Annotated in this window: 18 protein-coding genes and 1 pseudogene; 7 read left to right on the forward strand and 12 right to left on the reverse strand. The window is 64.6% G+C overall.

Going from position 1 to position 19041, the window contains the following annotated elements:
• Positions 1-5 precede the first annotated feature (5 nt).
• Positions 6-461: a MarR family transcriptional regulator gene (locus KO481_RS12295; RefSeq protein ID WP_215917165.1), complete on the forward strand. Its 456-nt coding sequence runs from the start codon at positions 6-8 to the stop codon at positions 459-461.
• 258 nt (positions 462-719) lie between these two features.
• Here the strand turns inward: KO481_RS12295 and KO481_RS12300 are convergent, their stop codons facing one another.
• Positions 720-1358: a TetR/AcrR family transcriptional regulator gene (locus tag KO481_RS12300; RefSeq protein WP_215917166.1), complete on the reverse strand. Its 639-nt coding sequence runs from the start codon at positions 1356-1358 to the stop codon at positions 720-722.
• Positions 1359-1605: 247 nt separating this feature from the next.
• On the opposite strand from KO481_RS12300, the gene KO481_RS12305 reads away from it, so the two are divergent.
• Together KO481_RS12305 and KO481_RS12310 are read left to right on the forward strand one after the other, a co-directional pair.
• Positions 1606-2544, forward strand: a complete 939-nt coding sequence (locus KO481_RS12305; RefSeq protein ID WP_215917167.1) for a metal-dependent hydrolase — start codon at positions 1606-1608, stop codon at positions 2542-2544.
• A complete protein-coding gene (locus KO481_RS12310) occupies positions 2544-3704 on the forward strand; it encodes a hypothetical protein (protein ID WP_215917168.1) in 1161 nt (386 codons plus the stop codon). Before KO481_RS12305 ends, KO481_RS12310 begins: the two co-directional genes overlap by 1 nt.
• Before the next feature lie 609 nt (positions 3705-4313).
• Here KO481_RS12310 and KO481_RS12315 read toward each other — a convergent pair.
• From KO481_RS12315 to KO481_RS12335, 5 genes and pseudogenes are all read right to left on the reverse strand, one after another.
• Positions 4314-5609 carry a hypothetical protein gene (locus tag KO481_RS12315; protein WP_215917169.1) on the reverse strand — a complete coding sequence of 432 codons (1296 nt, stop codon included), beginning with the start codon at positions 5607-5609 and terminating at the stop codon, positions 4314-4316.
• Positions 5610-6376: 767 nt separating this feature from the next.
• Positions 6377-7366 carry a 1-aminocyclopropane-1-carboxylate deaminase/D-cysteine desulfhydrase gene (locus KO481_RS12320; protein ID WP_215917170.1) on the reverse strand — a complete coding sequence of 330 codons (990 nt, stop codon included), beginning with the start codon at positions 7364-7366 and terminating at the stop codon, positions 6377-6379.
• A 2-nt stretch (positions 7367-7368) separates the two neighbouring features.
• A pseudogene (locus KO481_RS12325) lies at positions 7369-7614 on the reverse strand (D-arabinono-1,4-lactone oxidase); the annotation flags it as partial.
• A gap of 70 nt (positions 7615-7684) precedes the next feature.
• Entirely contained in the window at positions 7685-8053 is a 369-nt protein-coding gene (locus tag KO481_RS12330; protein WP_215917171.1) for a VOC family protein, read from the reverse strand.
• Between the two features lie 217 nt (positions 8054-8270).
• Complete coding sequence (locus KO481_RS12335) at positions 8271-9254, reverse strand: helix-turn-helix transcriptional regulator (RefSeq protein ID WP_215917172.1); 984 nt, start codon at positions 9252-9254, stop codon at positions 8271-8273.
• Positions 9255-9359: 105 nt separating this feature from the next.
• Between KO481_RS12335 and KO481_RS12340 the strand changes: the two genes are divergently transcribed.
• Entirely contained in the window at positions 9360-9758 is a 399-nt protein-coding gene (locus tag KO481_RS12340) for a VOC family protein (protein ID WP_215917173.1), read from the forward strand.
• A 311-nt stretch (positions 9759-10069) separates the two neighbouring features.
• On the opposite strand, the gene KO481_RS12345 is transcribed toward KO481_RS12340, so the two are convergent.
• Positions 10070-10558 carry an SRPBCC family protein gene (locus tag KO481_RS12345; protein ID WP_215917174.1) on the reverse strand — a complete coding sequence of 163 codons (489 nt, stop codon included), beginning with the start codon at positions 10556-10558 and terminating at the stop codon, positions 10070-10072.
• Positions 10559-10643: 85 nt separating this feature from the next.
• Here KO481_RS12345 and KO481_RS12350 point away from each other — a divergent pair, with 85 nt between their 5' ends.
• Complete coding sequence (locus KO481_RS12350; protein WP_215917175.1) at positions 10644-11087, forward strand: winged helix-turn-helix transcriptional regulator; 444 nt, start codon at positions 10644-10646, stop codon at positions 11085-11087.
• A gap of 175 nt (positions 11088-11262) precedes the next feature.
• On the opposite strand, the gene KO481_RS12355 is transcribed toward KO481_RS12350, so the two are convergent.
• From KO481_RS12355 to KO481_RS12365, 3 genes are all read right to left on the reverse strand, one after another.
• Positions 11263-12888: a mercuric reductase gene (locus tag KO481_RS12355; protein WP_245400756.1), complete on the reverse strand. Its 1626-nt coding sequence runs from the start codon at positions 12886-12888 to the stop codon at positions 11263-11265.
• Positions 12866-13579, reverse strand: a complete 714-nt coding sequence (locus tag KO481_RS12360) for an SDR family NAD(P)-dependent oxidoreductase (protein WP_308166580.1) — start codon at positions 13577-13579, stop codon at positions 12866-12868. Before KO481_RS12360 ends, KO481_RS12355 begins: the two co-directional genes overlap by 23 nt.
• Before the next feature lie 61 nt (positions 13580-13640).
• Entirely contained in the window at positions 13641-15332 is a 1692-nt protein-coding gene (locus KO481_RS12365) for an alpha-keto acid decarboxylase family protein (protein WP_215917177.1), read from the reverse strand.
• Positions 15333-15605: 273 nt separating this feature from the next.
• Between KO481_RS12365 and KO481_RS12370 the strand changes: the two genes are divergently transcribed.
• Together KO481_RS12370 and KO481_RS12375 are read left to right on the forward strand one after the other, a co-directional pair.
• Positions 15606-16265 carry a DUF899 family protein gene (locus KO481_RS12370; protein ID WP_215917178.1) on the forward strand — a complete coding sequence of 220 codons (660 nt, stop codon included), beginning with the start codon at positions 15606-15608 and terminating at the stop codon, positions 16263-16265.
• Between the two features lie 52 nt (positions 16266-16317).
• Complete coding sequence (locus tag KO481_RS12375; RefSeq protein WP_215917179.1) at positions 16318-16890, forward strand: NADPH-dependent FMN reductase; 573 nt, start codon at positions 16318-16320, stop codon at positions 16888-16890.
• Positions 16891-17408: 518 nt separating this feature from the next.
• On the opposite strand, the gene KO481_RS12380 is transcribed toward KO481_RS12375, so the two are convergent.
• A complete protein-coding gene (locus KO481_RS12380) occupies positions 17409-18476 on the reverse strand; it encodes a glycoside hydrolase family 113 protein (protein WP_215917180.1) in 1068 nt (355 codons plus the stop codon).
• A 283-nt stretch (positions 18477-18759) separates the two neighbouring features.
• Positions 18760-18993: a hypothetical protein gene (locus tag KO481_RS12385; RefSeq protein WP_215917181.1), complete on the reverse strand. Its 234-nt coding sequence runs from the start codon at positions 18991-18993 to the stop codon at positions 18760-18762.
• Positions 18994-19041 lie beyond the last annotated feature (48 nt).

Raw genomic sequence — 19041 nt, forward strand, 5'->3', positions numbered from 1 at the left:
AATCCATGGCTATGGAGACAACCCCGAACAGGATGAAAGTGACCGACGCCCTACCGCATCAGCTGCGGCGGGGCATGCAGGCGTGGGCCGCGATGTGGCAGCAGCAGTTCCAAGACCTGACCACGCCGCAGTACGCGGTGCTGGCCCTGCTCGACGGACACGGCTCGCTCGACCAGTCCGCGCTCGGCGCCCTCGCCGCCATGGACCGCTCGACCCTGAGTACGCTGCTCGACCGGCTGGAGAGCCAGAAACTCGTCACCAAGGCCATCGAGTCGACCAACCGCCGGCGCCGTATCGTCACGCTGACCGACGCCGGGCGGGTACGCCTGAACGAGGCGACCCCCAAGATGGCTCAGCTCATCGAAGACCTCGAGCAGCTGTTCGGCCCGGACGACATGCGCCGTCTCGTGCTCCTCCTGCGGAGGCTCGGAGACGTGCCTTCGCTGCGGCTCGACTCCTGACCGGCACACGCGAAAGGCCCGCAGAAGCTTCTGCGGGCCTTCGTTGCGACCAGGCCGGGTAGCCGTTCGCCTCAGCCGGGGCGATGGGCGGGCGTTCACCCACGGGCACGTGCAGCAGCTGGGGTCAGTGTGTCGGAAAATGTTGCCGGCGTTGACTTCTCATGCGCCGCTGCTGCCCGGCGCTGATCGGCTGGCGTATCTGGATATCGATGACACGATCCGCCGCACCTACAGACGACCGCGGTTTCATCCCGTTCTCTAGCTGGAGTGGCCGGCTTTCACGTCACGGCCAGGTTCCATTTGGGCAATGATGGCAGCTCCCATCCAGCGTCGCAGATATCGCCGGAGGTCATCGTCGCTGCGTGGTGGATTGCCGGGGGAAACGAAGAACGACTGCATCGTTCGCAGGAGATATTCGACGAGCTCGTGGAGAGATGCTTCGTCGTACCCGTAGCGCTCCCAATCAACGTCGAAGCGTTTGATCATCGTCATTCCGAAGGCGCGTGCCTCGTGGGATGTGAGTGCCTCGTGGTCGACGTTCGAGTAGGTGGCGGTGAGCAGAATGCCGAGGTGCGGAATTCGGCGTACCTCGGCCAGCGTGTACACCACCCCCTCGGTCATCGCCTCGACCGGGTCTTCGATGCCGCTTACCTGCTGTGTCAGTCGATCGAGAAATCCGTCAACCGAGGCGATCGCCGCAGCCCTCATCAGAGCATCCGCACTGGGGAAGTATCGGTACACCGTTTGGCGGATGACACCCAGCGACTCCGCGACGTCGGCGATGCTGATCTCCGACCCCGTTCGTCCGATCAGATCGACTGCGGCAGAGACAATCCGGCTGGACGCCTCTTCATCGCTGCCCGGCGGACTCCCACCCCACCCGCGCCTGCGTGCCACTGCCTGTCACCTCGGCTCGAACCATGTCGGTCGCGCACGAAACTCCCGCGTCCAAAGTCGACCGACTATCCGGATTAACGGCCGAGGCTACCACAGTGACGCCCGGTCGCCCCGTCGGTGGGATCCGGAACGGCAGCGCCGATACCTATCATACACACGGACGAGTTGGTGTATGTTCACTGTGGCTTCGGAGCATCCGTGCGAGGTCACCGGAGCAGCCACTCCCGAAAGACGAGGTATCGCCAAAATGACGGATCTGCATGTGCGAAGGATGAGTTTCGCGTTCGAGGACTACGACGTTCCCTTCCTGTGGAACGAAGAAAATCCAGCCTTCTCGAGCATGGCCAACGCCGTCTCGTTCCTGGCGATCGGCTTCGAAAAGATGATCGTGAAGATGATTCTGCAGACCAAGCCGCTGATCACCGATCCCGCAGTCGCGGAGGAGGCCGACGCGTTCATGCGTCAGGAAGGCCAGCACTCGGCCGCTCATCGCCAACATGTCAAGGCCCTGATCAGGCGGTACCCGGGACTTCAGCAGACTTTCGACGACGTGGTCGGGGCATTCGACCGGCTCACCGCGGAGACCTCGCTGAACTACCGGCTGGCCTACACCGCCGACCTGGAAGCGACCTTCACCTCGGTGTTCAAGCTGATGCTCGACAACGACTCGACCCTGTTCCGGTCCGGAGACGACCGGGTCGCGTCACTGTTCATCTGGCACTTCGTCGAGGAAGTCGAGCATCGAAGTTCGGCTCTCATCATCTTCGATTCCGTGGTGGGTAGCGACATCTACCGGATGCGGATGGCACCGTCGATCTTCCGGCACGTGATGAAAGTCGTCAGGTTGGCTTGCGAAGGTTTCAACGAGCATGTCCCGGTAGCGGACCGCAAGACCGATGCGATGGCGATGTTCGCCTCCTACCGCTACCAGCAGCACCTGCGAAAGTGGCTACCACGACTCAGCGCACAGAACAACGGGCCGATGACGCGCGCGTTCGATCATCTACCGCTCGGCGAACAACTCACCGCGTTGCGGGGCATTGTGCGTAGCCAATTGCCTAAGCACAACCCGGCCCACGAGAAACTTCCCGCACTCGCCGATGTGTGGTTCGAGCGCTACGACGCCGGCTACGACGTCTCGCACTGGTACACCGCTGAGACTGTCGCATCGCCGGAGGTGAACTGATGACCGATCATTGCCCACCCACCTTCGACCATTTGGCGACGGCGCTGGGGTTCTCATGTCAGCGCGCCGGTGGACTCGTCGAGGTCCGTAACCCGCTGGCGTTGGAGAACTGGACCCTGCCGGTGCTCGAGTTGACCGTTGTTCTGGGCGCGGTGCTCGCCCTGGTGCTCGCAATCGTTCGCCTGCGCCGACACGGCGATCCCACGAACCTGGTGCTGTGGTTCGGCGCCACCGCGTACCTGTTCATCATCGAACCGCCGCTGTATTTTCCGGCAGCCTTCGGTATCGGAAAACACGTCGACACGATGTTCGCGCACAACGTGTTCACGGTGGACTTCCTGTGGGGCCGGCTTCCGCTGTACATCGTCGCGATCTATCCGTTCATGGCCACACTGGCATACGAAATCGTCAGAATGCTCGGTGTTTTCCGCCAATACGGCATCCTCGTGGGCGCTGTCTGCGTCGGCTTCGTTCACCACGCCTTATACGAGATCTTCGACCAACTCGGACCACAGTTGCGATGGTGGGAGTGGTCGACCGCGAACCCACTCAACCAACCCATGTTCGATTCGGTTCCGCTGCCGAGCGTGGTCGTATTCGCCGCGTTGTGGCCGATGTCGCTGGCATTCTGCGTCCAGTGGTTCGTAGGTCGCGCTGCCGACGGAGGCCGGCACTTCTCCGGTCTCCAATTGGTGTGGCGCACAATGGTGATCGGTGTCCTGGCATCGCTGGGCACGTTCATCCTCCCGCTCCCGGCCACAGTTTTCGGTATGGAAAGCACCACGGTCAGGGGATTCCTCTACGCGGCGGAACTGGTCGTCCTCACGCTTGTCGCGATTGCGATTCTGGTCCGGCAATGGTCGCGGCTGCGCCGGGAAGCATCCGATGTTCCCCGGTACACCAACGGCCCCATCCGCTCCTACAGCGTGGTGTACCTGTGCGTTATGGCGTTGCTCTGGGTCACTGCGTTGCCCGACTTCTTCGGCGCCGTCCACGGTGTGACACACAAGGGAGACCCCGTGGGGAATCTCTGGTACACCCTTGCCTGCTTCACTGTCGCAATACTCTGCATGATCGCCACATTCACTGTGCCGCACAGAAAAGTCGAGGAGAGCAACAGTCCTGCCGCCGTTGAACACATAGCAGCCGACCCGGCATAGCCGACCTGGCTCGAACGGCGCTTGGCTGAGTCGCTGTTGGCAGACCCCTCTCTGGAACCCAGGCTGAAACACAGGAGGTCATCCCTCATCCGTCACGGATAACCGCGAGTGTGGCACAACCCTCGTCCACCCGAAGTCGATGCTGCGGCGGGTGCGTCCGCGGTCGCTGATGGCGGATCCTGCTGTGCCACTGCGGGTTCTGGCGGTGCGGCTGGTTCCGGAAGAGCGGAAAGAGCCTGAGGGACCTCGGCACGGATCCGCGCGCCGCGAACCTTGGATCCGCGCGGCGAGCCAATACGGCAGACATGTTCTCGAACGTTCCGCCGGGCGCGAGCGACGGGAGATGCTGCCGCTTGCCAGCGTGGTGGCGATCGACAGATGCGGCGCTCGTTACGTCTGCGGCGCAAAACATGTGGCGGGCAAGGTGTTTCACTTTCGGTTCGGGTCGTCAGCGCGCGCACGTCTGTCGGGTACAAGATGTGGACCTCGGTGTTACGGCCATAAACCGTGACGGTGGCGGCCGATCGGTCCTTGTGGGCTGCATCCTGGGTGTCCCCCCCGGGCGCAGGGTCACGCTGCCTGTGCTGCGGCGGGCTGCCGATCATCGGTTCACCAGCGGTGGGGATTGGTGTTCACCCTGGACACATTCAGGGTCCCGTAGGTCGTCGTCCCGTCCGCGTGCAGGTGTTTCACCGATACCTCGTCGGCATCCTTCAGATCGATCCCCCGGTTCTCCACGCCCCTGCCGTAGAAGGATGGGTTCTGGTAGATGCCCGAATCGGCGAACACGTAACCGTATTTCGGGGTGTTGTCGAACCTGCCATTGCATACCTGGATGCCCAGCTCGGGAAAGACGATCGACCCGTCTTTCTCGCTGCGCCCCTGGACCCGGTAGGCGTTCACCAATCTGACCGCGATCCTGTCCGCCACGATGGCCATCTCGCTACCGTTGTTGTTGGTGACCCGTACCTCGGTGCCGCTGAAGTCGAAGCCCGTAGCGTTGGCGTCGGTCCCCGCAACCCGCCTGGTGGTGACCTTCTCGGCCCGCAGCGTTCCCTGACCACCGGAGCTGTTCGAGACCTCCACCCCGTCGGCAGTGAAGCCGAGGCTCCCGCTGGTGGCTGCGGTCCCCTGGACCCGGGCGGCGCGGATGCCGGTCTCGAAGACCGGGGTGCCGAGTTGGACGGTGGTGGTGAGGAAGTATTGCTGGGCGGTGTTGGGGTCGGTGGCGATGAGGGTGTAGGTGACGTCGCGTTTCGGGCCGGTCGCGGGGTCCGGTGTCCACTGGCCCGGGGTGGTGACCGACGCCAGGGTGCCGTCCGGCAACCCGATCGTGTAGGCCAGATCGCCGGGCCCGTCCCAGCGCAGCACGAGGGTGTCGCCGTCGTCGATCATGGCCTGTTCGGGACGGAAGTTGCTGGGCGCGACCTGTTTTGCGGCGGTCTTCACCAGCGGGACTGCCGCGAGGCTGCTGCTCGGCTTCGCATTCGGTGTTCGGCTGGCGGACTCGGACACGCTCAGCACAGCCAGTCCGGCAGTTTCGGCGACCCGAACGTCCTCGAGTTTCAGTACCAGGTAGTCGCCGGGAGCGAAACGGACTTTGCCGCCGGACGGGTCGGAGACCGCGAAGGAGTTCGCGGCGACCTGGGTCTGCACGTCCAAAGTCTGCACACCCGACTGCAGGCCGTGGAACTCGCCGATGGCCGTGACCGTGCTGATATCCGGCGTCAGGTGCTCCGCGCCGTTGCCGACGGGCACCCTCACCTGATTCTTGAACCAGTACGCCGCGGCGCTGCCGGTGTTGGTGACCACCAGGTACACCGTCCCGAAGGAACTGGGCTGCCCGGTTCGTGAGGCCTCCAACGCCGTGGGGTCGGTGAGCACGGTATAGGTCAACATGGTCATGGCCACGAATCCTTCAGGTTGAGCCTGCGCAGGCCGAGAGCCCACGCCCGATAGATAGCCTCCGTGACGACGACGGCAGCGGGGCTGCACAGGACAAGCGGCGACCTCGGCAACGCATCCGAAACCGCTTGCCCCCCACCAGAACACCCCATTATTGTGAGCCATCCGACCCCGGGAAACAGGGCGATTCGCCAACACCATCCCTCGCCCGACCGGCACAGTTCCAGTGCAGAGAGTGTCGACGTTCGCGTCACCGCTGGTCAGGCGGTGTTGCGTGGTTGATGGTGTGGTGCAACGTGATTGGCGCTTCGCTGCTCGTGGCGAGTGATCAGCCGCCGGGTGTTCGGACATGAACCTCGGTCAACCCTTTCACAGCCGGAGGTGATGGTGCGGTGGTTCGGCGGTGCGTGCGGGTATAACGGGCGCGAGCGGTAGGAATGCGTTCAGTGCCTGGATATTGCCGCAGTGTGGATGAAGTCGACTGTCGTCGACAGTCCAGTTCATCGAGACGGTGTCGCATCCGGCTGAATACTGGATCTGGCACGAACTATGCGATCTCGTGCCGAGATGTGCACGGGCACTTGACGGCTCCTCGTTTTTTACCGGCGCAAAAGTTTAGTGCTCAGCTGGGCGGCTGAGAGCCAGGGGATAGGTACTCTCGTGCGGCCTTGGCGAGCTGCCCTCTCATCCTGGCGGCCGAGTCCTCGATGATCTCGGCTGATCGCGGCGGCCCTTTTACGCTCGTTTCGAGCCGCGGTCCCGTGTGATCACCGAGTGCCGTCGGTGTGCAGATAGACGATGGGTCCGGCATCGAATCCCCGCCGCGGGTCCAGGATCGCGGCCATCGCTTTGGCGGTGTAGACGGGTTCGAGTTGTAGTCCGGCGTTCTCGCGGGCTGATATCTGTGCGGCTCGGCCGGAGTCGGTCGCATGGCCGTAGCCGGGACCGAGCTGGTCACGCACCAGCAACAGCCGATCTGCCGTCAGTGTCACGTTCGGTAGATGCGCGCCGCGGGCCCGCAGCAGCCGTTCGGTACGCCCGGCCGCACGCAGCAGGCCGTGCAGGTTGAGCCGGAGCTTGTCGTTGACCACGACGCCCACCACCCGGGTGCGCAGTCCGGCGAGGGTGAGCCCCAGCGCCAGCCCGGCGGCCGTGCCGCCGGAGCCGACGGCGGTGACGACATGTGTCGGTTCGGGCATGACACCGGCTGCTACCTGGGCCGCGAGTTCCAGCCCGACCTCGACGTAGCCGAGCAGGCCCAGCGGCGACGACCCACCGGCAGGCAGCAGATACGGCGGGATCGACCCGGTGCGGTGCCGGGCCAGCAGCCACGGCACGGTGAGTGCGGTGCGCGCCACGGTGTGCGTGAAGTACACGGTGGCGCCGGAGTTCCGGATGCGCTCGAGCTGGGCGCGCACATGCTCGTCCACCGGTTGGTCGACCAGGGCCAGCACGGTGGCGAGCCCCTGCTCGCGCGCGTAGAGCGCGGTGGCCAGCCCCCAGTTGGTACCCAGTCCGCCGACCGTGAGGATGGTGCGCCGGCCTCGGCGGACGACGTCGGGCAGTAACCACTCCAGTTTGCGGACCTTGTTGCCACCCCAGCCACCGTCACCGAAGGCGCCCTCGTCCGCGAGCCAGATCTCGGTCTCGGTGCCGGGAAACGGTGGCAGCCGGCGCAGAGGGGTCGGTGCCGCGCCCAGCGACAGGTGCGGCACGGTATCGCGGAGCTCGGGGAAACGGTCGTACAGCAGAGGCATGCTCAATCCCTCAATACACGCGCGACGTAGGCGTTGGTGAAGCGGCGGCCCGGATCCAGTCGGTCCCGGACCGCGGCGAACCGATCCCAGTCAGGGTACTCCGGGGCCAGGTCGGCGGCGGAGCGGAAGTGCCGTTCGCCCCAGTGCGGCCGCCCGCCGACCCCGCGCAGGATCTGTTCCACGGCACGGAAATACGGCTCCCAAGCCATCCGCTCGAACTGATGCACTGCGATATAGCAGCTGGCCCGGTCTCCGAGCGGTCGATGGCGAGGACCCGGTTCATCCGTTCCAGGGTGATCAGCGTGCCGATGTAGCCAGTTAGCTCCAGTTGGCAGCGAGGGTGAGGCAGAACGGGTGGCCGCTCGGATCGAGCAGCACCCGCCAGCTCTCACCGGGCTGAAACTCCGGCACCGTAGCGCCCAGTTCGACCAGTTGCTCACTGGCCATCTCGAGGTCTTCGACCGCCAAATCCAGATGGAACTGCTTGGTGCCATTCTCGTTCGGCCAGGCCGGCGCCTGATAGTCCGGGATCGTGCCGAACCCGAGTGCGTGATCCGGACCGGTGAGCATGGCGTACTCGTCCTGCGCGTGTGCGATCTTCCAACCGAGCGCCGCCGCCCAGAACTCCGCGTCTCGCCGCGCGTCGGCACTGTCCAGAGTGAGCATCTTCAACGTGGCAACTGCCATGGGATTTCCTCTCCGCAAACAAAATTACTGTCGGCCCAGCCTGCAACACCGACGCCGCACGCGATTGCAAAAACGCGACATCGGCCCGCGCCCGAGATCGGCGGCGGCCGCAAGCGGTTCGCCGATGCAGCCGGGTAGAGCCCGACCCGCCCGGCCTCGCCTCGCGCCGTGAACACAGATACTCGCTGATCGGCTACCGGACGTTTTCGCTGCGCTTCTACCCGCGCGTTGGGTATCGGCCGTCGGCGGCCGCGGTAAGTCGGCGAGCCAGGGCGCGGACGCCGTCGTTGAGGATGTCGGGGTGCTCGATGACGAACGGGCGGTTCAGGCCGGCGAGAAGGGGCGGAATCCAGTCGAGTTGTACGGCCCGGATTCGGACGCGGACCCATGGACTGGTGTCAGCGTGCGACGGGTCGATCTCGTGCACGGTCGCGATCGCGGCGGGCAGCAGCGGGCGGATCTCGGTGAGCGTTCCCTGAACTCGGACCGACACATCGTGCCGATAGGGTGCCGTGGCAAGTGCGGACAGCAGATGTGCGGCCGGCTCGAATCCGGCGGGCGGAGTGAATGTTCCGGGCCGTGTGGTCACCGCGGTGATGCGGTCGAGCCGGAACTGGCGTAGTTCGTCACTGCTGCTGTCCTGTCCCGTCAGGTACCAGCGGCCGGAGTGCTCGACGAGCCCGTACGGGTGCACGATGCGCTCACTGGGCCGCCCGTTGCGGTCGGTGTAATCGATTGCGACCGGTCGGTGTTCGCGGGTCGCTTCGGCGAGCAGGAGCAGGACGGAGCTCTCGACAGCGACGTCCGGGCGGGCGTCGGCGGTGAATTCGGCGGTGTTGATCAGTGCGTCCAGGCGGGCGGTCAGACGTGCGGGCAGGACGCGGCGGAGTTTGGCCGTCGCGCTGTCGGCCGTGAAGGTGGCAGTTATCGACCGGCTGGTGAGGAGTCCGAGCAATACGGCCACCGCTTCGTCGTCGGTCAGCATCAGCGGTGGCATGCGGTATCCGGGGGCGAGCCGGTAGCCGCCGTAGCGGCCCCGCACCGATCGGATCGGGATATCCAGGTCGGTGAGGTGGGTGACGTATCGCCTGACGGTGCGTTCATCGACGCCGAGCCGCCGGGCGAGTTCGCCGACGGTATGGGTGCCGCCGGCCTGCAACAGCTCGAGCAGGGCCAGCACTCGGGCAGTGGGGCGCGTCATCTCGGAAATTCTCGCATCTATACCGGGCGGAAACTGTCCGGTATCAACTCTACCGTGGCATGCGTCGGCGGAACCTCCGCCTCATCCGAGAAGAAGGAGCACGCTATGAAACTCGTCTCGATCCGTCTGATCACCGACGACATTCAACGGCTGGCCGGTTTCTATCAGCACGTGACCGGCATCGAAGCAACCTGGGCTACACCGGATTTCGCCGAAATCGTCACACCTGCCGGCACCCTGGCGATCGGCAGCACCCGCACCGTGGCGCTGTTCGCGGCGGGCAGCGCACGCCCGGCCGACAACCACACCGCGATCATCGAATTCCTGGTCCCCGACGTCGACGCCGATTACCGGCGCTTGCGGGATACGGTCACCGATTTCGTCAACGAGCCCACGACGATGCCGTGGGGGAACCGGTCGTTGCTGTTCCGTGATCCGGACGGCAACCTGATCAACCTCTTCACCCCGGTCACCGCGCAAGCCGTCGCAAAATTCGCCGTTTGACGCCACCGCCCACCCGGCACGGTCAGCCAATAGTTACACAGTGACCCTGGGAATCCGTTCCCGTGTTCACAGTGCCCCCCGCCGGGGCGCTATTGGGATGGGGCCTGTGCTGGTCAGCGATTTCCCTGGGGAACGCTGACTGACGGTCTCAGAAGCCCTGGCTGGAATCTGCTGCGAAGGCTGTGAACGGCCGAAAACCGCTCGATAGGCGGCATTGCAGTGCGTCCGGAAGACGTGGCGGAAGCGCCGTCGGCCAGCGGACGGACGCGGTGGCTGTGGACAGTCCGCCGGCCGTCCTGTGGAGTTTCGTTCTACGCGGAGACCGGCGGGATGCTGCTGTGTTCTTTGTCCAGTAGGGCGCTGATGTGGCGGTGCAGGCCGCGGACGCTTTCGGCGCTGGCTTCGGCGACGATGGCGCGCTGGGCGGGGGTGAAGGGGGAGTCGGGGCTGTAGAGGGTGCGGCGGGTGAAGGTGGTGGTGCCCTCGCCGTCCTCGGTGAGCAGGTACTGCAGGCCAGCGCCGAGGTTGCGGTCGACGATGAGGGAGGACTTGGCGTACTCCTGGTCGACGACGCGCCAGTAGAGGTGCTGTTCGCTGCCGTCCTCGAGGCGGCCGTATTCGTAGATCACGTCGCCGACGCGGTAGGGACGTTCGGTGACGCCGCCCACGCCGTGGCTGGCGACGTGCCATTCGGGCCAGAAGCGGGCCTGGGTGACGAGATCGAAGACGAAGCCGGCGGGGGCGTTGAAGGTGACGGTGTTGCTGTCGCCCTCGGTCCAGTCGTTGAACTCGGTTGTCATGTCGGAACCTCCTCGGAAGGGAATTGCGCTCTCAAGGCGAGAGTACACACGTTATGAACGTACAAGCAAGATGTATGGTTAATTGATGGGAGAAGTGCGGGAAGTCACGAGTGACCAGGTACGGCCGGGGCATCGAGTGTCGGTTACCGAGGTGCTCGAGCGGGCGGGCGTGGTGCGGGAGGCATTCGACACCATCGCCAACACCTGGTCGCTGCTGATCCTGATCGCGCTGCGCGATGGCACGCTGCGCTACAACGAACTCAAACGCACCGTGGGCGGGGTCAGCGAGCGCAGGTTGTCGCAGACACTGAAGATGCTCGAGCGTGACGGGGTGGTGGATCGGAACCTGGTGCGTTCCATCCCATCCCACGTCGAATACAGCCTCACCCCGACAGGCGTGGCGGTCCTCGACTCACTCGGCGAGTTGTTGTCCACGATCATCGAATTCTCGCCACAGGTCGCGGCCGCACGGCAGCGTTACGACCAGAAGCAGGCGCAGTCCCACGACAGCCCGGTGCGGAAAGCCTGAGTCACCCTGCGAAGTTTCGGGTCATGCAGCACCACGATCTTGCAGGTGAGGTCATGCCATGAAGCGGTCGAAGCGTCCCATCACTGGTTCATGTCACATGGACTTCCCTTGGGGCCATGGCGTTTCATCCTTTCGTTCGAAACATCGCGTCCGATCGTTTGCTCCGCGCCGCACGTCAGGTGTCGAATGTCGCGAAGAGGGTGTTGAGGCCTTCGGCCAGGAGAGGGTGGGTGAAGATCGCGTGGGCCATGGCGGTGTGCGTGAGTTTGCCCAGCATGGCGACCTGGATCGCGGTCATGACCTCGCCCCCCTCGCTGCCGAGGATTGCGCAGCCCAGGATCTGTCCGTCGTCCGCGTCGACGAGGACCTTCATGAAGCCGCGGGTCTCTCCGGTCTCGATGGCTCGGATGACGGCGTTCATCGGGAGTTTCGCGACGCGGATCGCGCGCCCGTGTGTTCTGGCTTCGCGTTCGGTCATGCCGACGCGGCCGAGCTGGGGGTCGATGAACACCGTGTACGGGACGAGACGGTCTCGCGTGCTTGCCTTTTCGTTCTCGATGAGGTTGGCGTGCAGGATGCGGTAGTCGTCGTAGGACGAGTGGGTGAAGGCCGGGGGGCCGGTGACATCGCCCATGGCGTAGATGCCGGGAGCACTGGTCTGCAGGTACTCGTCCACCTCGATGAAGCCGCGATCGTCGAGCCGGATGCCGGCTGCTTCAGGGGCGAGCGCTTCGGTGTTCGGTATTCGGCCGATTGCCGCTAGCAGGTGTGAGCCGTCGATCTGTCGTTCACCGTCCGCTGTGCGAACGGTCAGCCGAACGCCCCGGGAGGTCTGCTCGACCTGTACCGGTGTCGAGGAGGTCGAGACGGTGATGCCGTCCTCACGCAGGATTGCGGCGACTTCGTCGGAGACGTCCTCGTCCTCGATCGTCAGCAGTCGATCCGCCCGCTGGACGATGGTGACCTCGCTGCCGAATCGCCGGAACATCTGCCCGAATTCCAGTCCGATATAGCCTCCGCCGAGGATGATCAGATGTTCCGGGAGCTCGTCCAGCTCCATGATCGATGTGGAGTCGAGCACGGGCGCCTCGTTCGCGCCGGGGATCGTGAGCGGTCGGGGCCGGGTTCCGGTGTCCACCACGACGACCGGCGCGCGGAGTTGCCGTATTCCGCCGTCGGACAAGGCGATCTCGATTGTCCCGGGTCCGGTGAAATGCGCCTCGCCCGTGATCACCTCGGGTCCTTGCGGTGTCAGGCGGCTCGCATAGTTCTGCCGCGCGCCGGCGACCATGGCTCGTTTGCGTTCGCGCACCGCGGCCATATCCACCGACACCGCGTCGATGTGCACGCCGTACTCGCCGGCGCGCCGAGCCTGGTAGGCCACGCGCGCGCTGGCGACCATCGTCTTGGTCGGGGTGCACCCGGAATTGACGCAGACGCCGCCGAAGTGACCGCGCTCGACGAGCGCCACTTTCCGGTTCGCCGCGGCCAGCTCGAGGGGAAGGAACCGGCCGCCCTGGCTAGTTCCGATCACGATCGCGTCGTATTCCTCGTCGGCCATTGCGTTTTCTCCTCGTTCCGTCTTCGGCATGTGGCACCGGCAGTCGGATTCACCTGGCTGCGACCGGGCGATCACCTGGGACGCGGTGGATCGCACCGAAATCCGGTAAGGAAAGGAAATGCGTATGGCGACAATCGGTTTCGTCGGTCTGGGGCTAAAGGGACAGCTGAGCCGCATCTCGATACCCAAGGCGGTGGGTTCGGGATCCGCCCGGTGCTCACACGGCGGTTCGCCCGCCATCCACTGGTAGTACGGCGCCGTGTATGAAGCCGGCGCGGTCGCCTGCCAGAAAAGCGATGGCTTCGGCGATCTCTTCAGGGGTTCCGGTACGTCCCGCCGGCCCCTGTGCGGCCAGTTGGTCGAGGGCCTCGCCCCATTCTGCGGTGCCCTCGGTGCGGGTCGGTCCAGGGCTGACGGCGTTGACCCGCACCCCACGCGGACCGTATTCGGCTGCCCAGGACTTGGTCAGCAACACCAGGGCCGCCTTGCTGGCACCATAGAGGCCTTCGTCGACGGTCCCGAGTTCGGCGACCATCGTGGTGATATTGATGATCGCGCCACCGCCGCGTTCGGCCATTCTCGGCGCCAGCTCGGCGACCAAGAAGTACGGCACCTTGACATTGAGCCCGAACACCGTGTCGAAATCTGCTTCCGTGGTCTGCTCGGTAGGGCCGTAGGGGAAGATCCCGGCGTTGTTGACCAGGACGTCGACCCGGCCGAGCTGTTCGACGGCGCGTCCGGCGAGCGTGCGCGCTGACGCCGCATCGCGCAGGTCCGCACCGATGAACTCCGCGCTCCCGCCCGCGGCGCCGATCGCCTCGACCACGTCGTTGCCGCGTTGCTGATCACGGCCGGACACGGCCACACGCGCGCCGAGCCGAGCCAGTTCCATCGCTGCTGCCCGACCGATCCCACTTGTGCCGCCGGTCACCAACGCAGAGACACCGGACAATTCACTCGCCATTCCTCGCCTCCCTGTCGCGAATGCGCGTCTAGTGCATGTGATAGAGCCGTGTGAGCTCTTCGGCGGGCACTGGTGGCGGGATGTCGCCTGCACCCAGGGCCACCTCGATGTAGCTGGCATCGTTGTGTGCTGCAGCCCTTTTCAGGGCGTTGTCCAGGTCGCCGACCGTGGCGACTCGGGCGGTGTACCACGTGTCACAGCCGAACGCGGCGGGGAGTTGGTGGTAGTTCCACGCGGCAAGATCGTTGAATTCGTGGCCGGGTTGGGCGGAGAGGACTTCCTCGACGCCGAACTTGGTGTTGTTCAGCACGATGATGATGGGTTGGGCGCCGTAGCGGCCCATTGATCCAATATCGTTGGCGGTGAGCTGGTGGGAGCCGTCGCCGGTGATGAGGATGGTTCGGCGGTCGGGGGCAGCGAGGGCGGCGCCGAACGCGGCGGGTGTAGCCCAGCCGATCGACCCCCACAGCGTCTGGTTGTGGTAGACGGCGCCGTCGGGGAAGCGCAGCGCGGCGACGCCGGGGACGCATAGGCCTGTTTCGGCGATCACGATGTCGTCTTCGCGCAGGAACTGTTGCAGGCGTGGGTACAGCGTCTCGGACGAGATGTGGTCGGAGACGGCGCCGCGCACCTCGACAGGGCGTGGCGGGGGGACGGGACCGAGGTCCCGGTGCGGGAGGGCCGTGGTGAGTCGGGTGATGACGTCGGCCAGGCTGACCGGGCCGTAGGTTTGAGTGCCAATCCGGACGTGGTCGGTGTCGACGATGACAACCTTTGCCGGGTCGAGTTCGTCGGTCCACCCTCCGGTGTTGAAGTCGGACAAGACAGTTCCGCCGAGGTCGAGCACGAGGTCGGCGCCTTCGACGGCCTCGCGTACTCCGGGCCCGGAGGTGACGCCACTGTAGATACCGAGGAATCCGGGCGTCGACTCGGAGATGACAGCCTTGTCCATCACGGTGGTGGCATACCGCAGTCCCGTCTCGGCCAGCATCGCCGACAATCGGGCTTGCAGGCCGTATCGGGCGATCGTGTATGCGGGCAGCACAACCTGCGAGCCCGCAGCGGAGAAACGCTTGAGGATCGCGTTCATCGCCGCGTCGAGCACACTCGGGTCGCTGGCCGGCTGCGGCACCTGCGCCAGCGGCAACCCGGCCACCGGGGCGCCGCTCACCGGAAGTAGGCCGAGGTCCTGGGCGAGGCAGATGTAGGCGGGCCTGCGCTGTGCGAGGGCCGCATCGATGACGCGCTCCATCTCTGCGACGGCGTTCTGCGGAGTCAGGTTTGTCGAGGCGCATGCAGCGAACGCCGACAGCTGTTCGAACTGACCGAATACGCCGTCGCCGAAGGTGTGATGGGTGATCGCGCCGGCGCGTTGGAGTTTGGTGCTGGGCAGGCCGACGAGATGGAAAACCGGCACTCGTTCGGCCTTGGAGCCCATCACCCCGTTGAGGGCGCTCAGCTCGCCGACCGCGTAGGTGGTGGACAAGATAGCCGCGCCGCGCACCCGCGCGTAGCCGTCCGCGGCATAGGCGGCGTTGAGTTCGTTTGCGTTGCCGATCCACCTGACGTCGGGGCTGGCCTCGATCGCGTCGTCGAAGGAGAATGCGTAGTCGCCTGGCACCCCGAACGCGTGCTCGATCCCAAGGGCCGCGAGTCGGCGGACCACGTATTCGGCGACCGTGGGCGTCTGTGCGGAGTGAGATCGTGTCTGTGCTGCCATATGCTCTCCTCGGTTGGGTACTCCTCCACGACCGACAATGGCGAATGTGGCAATTGCCACCTACTAGGATCACCCGCCAGCAACAACAAGGCAACCAACTGTTCGCAGCTGATGCAATGCCGCAGTGGCTGGGAGCCGTCGATCCGGGGCAAACTCGACTTGGCAGCCTCGGCGACGGACGCGACGCCTACCGCCCAGTGGCCGACCGTGTGCGCTTCGAAAATGCCACCCGGCACGACCGAGTAATATCCAACACAGGGTGAGGTCGATGACATGCCGATCGAGGAGGTCCGTATGTCGACAGCTTTTCCGAACGAGTCGTTGGAGTATCGCGAAGCGCGTGACGTGCTGCTGCAACGGGAGTTCGATCTGCAGCGGCTGATGGAGGCCGTCGCGGCGCAACGGACAACACTACCGCCCGGCGGCGAGGTCCCCGAAGATTATGTGTTCGATCGAATCGGCGACGACGGCAATGCCACGACGGTGCGTATGTCCGAACTGTTCGGCGACAGCGACACATTGATGCTTTATCACTACATGTTCCCGCGCCATCCGAGGGATGATCGGCCGAAACCGACAGTGGGTATCTTCTCGGAATTACCCGCCGACGAAGGTCCGTGTCCATCGTGCACTGCGCTGATCGACATGTGGGACGCGACGACACCCCATTTCGACGGTTCGGGTGGCAATTTGGCCATCGGCGGCGACGGCGCCGACGGCCAGCCTGTGCCGTTGCTGACCGTCTTCAAACGCTCGCCCGATGGCCCGATACGGCTGCACTGGGCAAGCGAACTTCTTTTCGCGCCAACGGATGCTCCGGGGCAGGACTGGGGGCACCTCGACATAGCCGAGCCGCTCTGGACACTGTTCGATTTGGCCACAATGCCGCGGTTCCGGCGATGGCGGATCGGACACCTGCCGGCGAACTGGTGACGACGCCAAGCGGCCCGTACAGCACAGGAAACCTCTGGTGAGGAGGCAACGCGTGAGAACCTACACGGTCGGCTACATCGTCGGCAGTCTGTCCAAGGAATCCATCAACCGGACCCTGTCCAAGGCCCTGATCCGGCTGGCGCCACCGCAATTGACGTTCACCGAGATTCCGATCAAGGATCTGCCGCTGTACAACCGAGACTACGATGTCGACTACCCGCCGCAGGGCCGGGCACTCAAGGCGGCCATCACCGCCGTCGACGCCGTGCTCTTCGTGACGCCGGAATCCAACCGCTCGATCCCGGGGGTGCTCAAGAACGCCATCGACTGGGGCAGCCGCCCGTGGGGCGACAACTCGTTCACGCTCAAGCCGTCCGCGGTCATCGGAGCCTCTCCGGGCAAGCTCGGCACCGCGATTGCTCAGCTCAGTCTGCGCAGCGTCCTCGGTTACTGCAACTCCCCGCAGATGACCTCCCCGGAGGCCTACATCCAGTTCCACCCCGACGTCTTCACTCCGGACGGCGATGTCCTCGACGACTCGACGAAGCGGTTCCTCACCGGGTTCATGGCCGATTTCGCCACCTTCATCGCCCGCGTCCACAGCACGGTCCCCTCGCCCGGCTGACCGGCCCTCTGCTCGCACCTGGCCGGTCCGGCCGCCGGTCGGTCAGCCTGTACACCTGCCCGGTGTACAGGCTAGGACAACTGACGGATCTCGGTGACGATGGTGTAGAGCTCGATGATGACGCCGTCCCTGGTCCGGGCGATATCCATGCCACTGATGACCGGTGGTTGGCCGGCAGGGCCGTACCCGAATCCGAGGTGACCGATGTCATCGAGCTCCGACGCTGTGCCTGCGGGCCGGAAGACCCAGTCCGGCTTCTCGGCACGTAACTCTGCGGCACGGCGCTCGAGTCCCTTGCGTCCGTGGATGATTCGGTCCGGGCAAGTTGCTTCGCATGAGCCCGGCAGGGGAACTTGTCGTGACGAGTGGCTAGGCGGGTGAATTCCGGCAGCGATTCCAGGTGAATTTGGGCGTCATTCGGCGTCCCGGGTGGCGATTTGTGCAGAGCGAATCTTGCTTTATGACAGTGGATCTTGCTCGCGCGGGTCAGGCCCGGTTTATTCGACTCCCGAGCCCGGTCAGTGATTCCCGGGTGCTTCGTCGTCGAGCGTTCGGTAGAAGTCTGCGACGGCGTGGAACGATTCCTTCGGTTCCCAGGGGAGGCCGGGATAGCTGTCACCGTTGTGGTCGGAGTAGCTTGTCACGAGGCCGTAGCCGGCCAGGTCGAGGTCCCCGCGCGGTTGGAGGCTGTGCGGCAGGGCGGGTGTGACGAAGGTGAACACGAACGTGCCATGGGCTCCGGCTTTGTCGAGGATGGCCAGCATGTCGGTCAGTTCGCGTGCTTGCAGCGATTCGTCGCGGACATAGTCGCCGTTCAGTTGTAGCCCTGGCGGGCTCGGCGTGTCTTCGACAATCATGAAACCGTGCGGGCCTTTGTCCTCGGCTCCCCGGTAGGCGCAGAGACCGACCTCGGTGATCACGACCGGCTTGTCGTAGGAGAACAAGGGGGTGAGCGACTCGCCGTAGGTCGCTCGATTGCGTTTGGCCCGGTAATAGTCGACGCCGATGATGTCGAACAGAGTCCAGTCGACTGCCTCGATGGGGATCGCCGCGTAGGTGATCGGGCCGTCGAAGACTTCCCGGACCGCCGCGCACGTCCGGGTGAGGAACGCATTGAGCGGCTTGTTGTGCGTTTTGAGGATCTTGAGCCTCAAGCCCAGCGTGACCGGGTTGCGGGTCCGATCCATCACGGTGCTGCCCTTGATGATCCCCTTCATGAATAGCGTCAGCTCGCAAGCGAGAACGAACACCACAGCGTCGCGGCGTTGTCGCAAGCTCTGGGCGACGCGGGCGCACCGCACGATGTAGTCCAGAGTCTGCTGCGGGGGGCGATCGATCAGATGAGGCGACAGCCAGACCTCCAGCCCCAAATCGAGGGCATGTTGGGCCGCCACCGTCAATCGGTCGGGGTCGGTGCCCGAGATACGGACGGCATTGCAGTGCAGGTCGTTGTGGATGATCTCCAGCTCTCGTCGGGCGATATCGGGATCGAACACCGGCCGTGAGTGGTAGCGATCTCCGAACTCGATACCGACGTCGTAGTTGACACCCCGCCACTTCATGACTATCTCCTTCGCATCGAGCACACATGTCAATTTATGTTGACATCCAGTCGATGTCAACATGAATTGACAATGAAGGTGCTGAGCTTGCTGTCCTCGTTGATCATGAGGCAGCGCTGGGAAGTGAGCTGCGGTGCCTCAACGTTGTGAGACGGTCAGGGCGGTCAATCTCGTTGATTTCGAGGCGTCGTTGCCGTGCGGGATTAATCAGCTTGTGCGGCAACTAGTAACGACGATGCCTCGAGCATGTGAGAGGAATCAGCGAGACTGGATAGCTGACCTGTCGGCCCGCCGGGGGCGGTGCCGGTCAGTACTCGACGCCAGAGTAGGGTTCCCGGCCGGTTTCGGTGGCATTGGTGAGCATGACGGCCGTGAAGCGGTAGAGGTCAGCGCGCAGGGATTGCGCGGCGTAGACGCGCCCGGCGAAGCGGTCCAGGCAGATGCGGGCGTCTTGGTCGGTGGCGAGCCGCTCGTTGATGAACGGGAGCAGTTCGGCGAGTTCGGTGGCATCACCGATTCGGATGCTGCTGTCCTGGGACATCCGGATGACCCCGAATCATGGTGTGAGCAGGTAAGTCCAGACGAATAT

The sequence above is a fragment of the Nocardia albiluteola genome, assembly GCF_018860155.1.
In the GTDB taxonomy this organism is placed as follows: Bacteria; Actinomycetota; Actinomycetes; order Mycobacteriales; family Mycobacteriaceae; genus Nocardia; species Nocardia albiluteola.

Bases quoted from the DNA above. Each gene is read 5' to 3' on its own strand.
- KO481_RS12295 (WP_215917165.1), top strand. From the start codon at position 6: ATGGCTATGGAGACAACCCCGAACAGGATGAAAGTGACCGACGCCCTA.
- KO481_RS12305 (WP_215917167.1), top strand. From the start codon at position 1,606: ATGACGGATCTGCATGTGCGAAGGATGAGTTTCGCGTTCGAGGACTAC.
- KO481_RS12310 (WP_215917168.1), top strand. From the start codon at position 2,544: ATGACCGATCATTGCCCACCCACCTTCGACCATTTGGCGACGGCGCTG.
- KO481_RS12315 (WP_215917169.1), bottom strand. From the start codon at position 5,609: ATGACCATGTTGACCTATACCGTGCTCACCGACCCCACGGCGTTGGAG.
- KO481_RS12320 (WP_215917170.1), bottom strand. From the start codon at position 7,366: ATGCCTCTGCTGTACGACCGTTTCCCCGAGCTCCGCGATACCGTGCCG.
- KO481_RS12330 (WP_215917171.1), bottom strand. From the start codon at position 8,053: ATGGCAGTTGCCACGTTGAAGATGCTCACTCTGGACAGTGCCGACGCG.
- KO481_RS12335 (WP_215917172.1), bottom strand. From the start codon at position 9,254: ATGACGCGCCCCACTGCCCGAGTGCTGGCCCTGCTCGAGCTGTTGCAG.
- KO481_RS12340 (WP_215917173.1), top strand. From the start codon at position 9,360: ATGAAACTCGTCTCGATCCGTCTGATCACCGACGACATTCAACGGCTG.
- KO481_RS12345 (WP_215917174.1), bottom strand. From the start codon at position 10,558: ATGACAACCGAGTTCAACGACTGGACCGAGGGCGACAGCAACACCGTC.
- KO481_RS12350 (WP_215917175.1), top strand. From the start codon at position 10,644: ATGGGAGAAGTGCGGGAAGTCACGAGTGACCAGGTACGGCCGGGGCAT.
- KO481_RS12355 (WP_245400756.1), bottom strand. From the start codon at position 12,888: ATGGCGGGCGAACCGCCGTGTGAGCACCGGGCGGATCCCGAACCCACC.
- KO481_RS12365 (WP_215917177.1), bottom strand. From the start codon at position 15,332: ATGGCAGCACAGACACGATCTCACTCCGCACAGACGCCCACGGTCGCC.
- KO481_RS12370 (WP_215917178.1), top strand. From the start codon at position 15,606: ATGCCGATCGAGGAGGTCCGTATGTCGACAGCTTTTCCGAACGAGTCG.
- KO481_RS12385 (WP_215917181.1), bottom strand. From the start codon at position 18,993: ATGTCCCAGGACAGCAGCATCCGAATCGGTGATGCCACCGAACTCGCC.